Below are 2,139 nucleotides of genomic sequence, written 5' to 3'. Positions count from 1 at the left end.
ATCCTCTATTTCCAGGCGCCGTGGGGACTGCAACTGGAAGCGATCAGCTATCCCGATGGCATGGCCTATGAGAAGGACGCCGAGACGGTGCTGTGGAGCCCGAAGAACCCGGAAAAGTGATCCGGCAGCGCGCTTGCGCGATGACACGCAGGCGCGCTTTCGCCATGTCAGGATAATCGTTTTGATATAAAACTTTAAGCTTGAAATATCTTGTTGCCGGCGCGATACTGAACTCCAGCAAGCGAAGAGGAGATCGCAGACATGAAGGTTGCGGTTCTCGGCGGCGGACCAGCCGGCCTCTACTTTGCCATTTCGATGAAGCTGAGGGACGCCGCGCACGATGTGACGGTGTTCGAGCGCAACCGCGCCGACGACACGTTCGGCTGGGGCGTCGTGCTGTCGGCCGAGACGCTCGACAATCTGTCGAAAAACGACCCGGTCAGCGCTGTCTGGATCAAGAAGCACTTTGCCTACTGGGACGACATCGCCGTCATCCATGACGGCGTGCGCACGGTCTCGTCAGGTCACGGTTTCTGCGGCATCGGCCGCAAGCGGCTGCTGGTCCTGCTGCAGCGCCGGGCGCGCGAACTCGGCGTCAAGCTGATGTTCGAGACCGACATTGCAGATCCCAAGCCCTACATGGAGACGCATGATCTGGTTGTCGCGGCCGACGGCCTGAACTCCAGGGCGCGCAACAGTTTCGGTGACATCTTCAAGCCCGACATCGACACCCGCAAATGCAAGTTCGTCTGGCTCGGCACCAACCAGAAGTTCGACGACGCCTTCACCTTTATCTTCGAGAAGACCGAGCATGGCTGGGTGTGGGCGCACGCCTACCAGTTCGACAGCGACACCGCGACCTTCATCGTCGAGTGCAGCGAACAGACCTGGGCTGCCTTCGGCTTCGGCGCGATGTCGCAGCAGGAATCGATCGCCCTTTGTGAGCGGATCTTCGAAAAACACCTCGGCGGCCACGCGCTGATGACCAATGCCAACCATATCCGTGGTTCCGCCTGGATCAATTTTCCGCGCGTGCTGTGCGAGCGCTGGTCGTACAAGAATCTGGCACTGATGGGCGATGCGGCGGCCTCAGCGCATTTCTCGATCGGCTCCGGCACCAAGCTGGCCCTGGAAAGTGCCGTGGCTCTGGCCGAGTATGTCGAAACCGAGCCGGACCTCGACGCCGCCTTCCGTAGATATGAGGATGCCCGCCGCACCGAGGTGCTGAAGCTGCAATCGGCGGCGCGCAATTCGCTCGAATGGTTCGAGGAGGTCGAGCGCTATCTCGGCCTCGATCCGGTGCAGTTCAACTATTCGCTTTTGACCCGCTCGCAGCGTATCAGTCACGAGAATCTGCGGCTGCGCGATGCCGAATGGCTTGAAAGCGCCGAAGAATGGTTCCAGCGCCAGGCGGGTGCCGGCGGCAACAACCTGCGCCGCGCGCCGATGTTCGCGCCGTTCAAGCTGCGCGACATGAGGCTGCAGAACCGCGTCGTCGTCTCGCCGATGGCGCAGTACAAGGCCGTCGACGGCTGTCCGACCGACTGGCATTTCACCCATTATGCCGAGCGGGCCAAGGGCGGCGCCGGCCTCATCTATATCGAGATGACCTGCGTCAGCCCGGAAGGCCGCATCACGCCTGGTTGTCCCGGTTTCTATGCGCCCGAACATGAGGTGGCGTGGAAGCGGCTGGTCGACTTCGTCCATACCGAAACCGAAGCCAAGATCTGCGCCCAGATCGGCCATTCCGGCGCCAAAGGTTCGACCCGGCTCGGCTGGGAGGGCACCGACGTGCCGCTGGTCTCAGACAACTGGCCGGTGATGGCGGCCTCAGCCGTGGCGTGGTCGCCGCAGAATCAGGTGCCGAAGGCGATGGATCGCGCCGACATGGACCGCGTGCGCGACGAATTCGTGGCTTCGGCCGAGATGGCCGATCGTTGCGGCTTCGACATGCTCGAGATCCACGCTGCGCATGGCTATCTCTTGTCGTCCTTCATCACGCCGGTCACCAACCGGCGCACGGATGAATATGGCGGTTCGCTTGACAATCGGATGCGCTATCCCCTCGAAATCTTCCGCGCGGTGCGCGCTGCCTGGCGGGCGGAGAAGCCGATCTCGGTGCGCATTTCGGCCAATGAC

General features: G+C 62.0%; 1 protein-coding gene and 1 pseudogene. Both read left to right on the top strand.

Going from position 1 to position 2,139, the window contains the following annotated elements:
• Nucleotides 1–120 (top strand): annotated as a pseudogene (locus EN749_RS39210) (glyoxalase); the annotation flags it as partial.
• Between the two features lie 141 nt (nt 121–261).
• The coding region (locus EN749_RS34655) for an FAD-dependent monooxygenase (protein WP_128364862.1) at nt 262–2,139 on the top strand (1,878 nt) is incomplete at its 3' end.

Source organism: Mesorhizobium sp. M7A.F.Ca.ET.027.02.1.1 (genome assembly GCF_004022985.1).
Taxonomy (GTDB): domain Bacteria; phylum Pseudomonadota; class Alphaproteobacteria; order Rhizobiales; family Rhizobiaceae; genus Mesorhizobium.
Note: the sequence above shows the minus strand (reverse complement) of the source record. Positions and strands in the feature narration are given on the sequence as shown.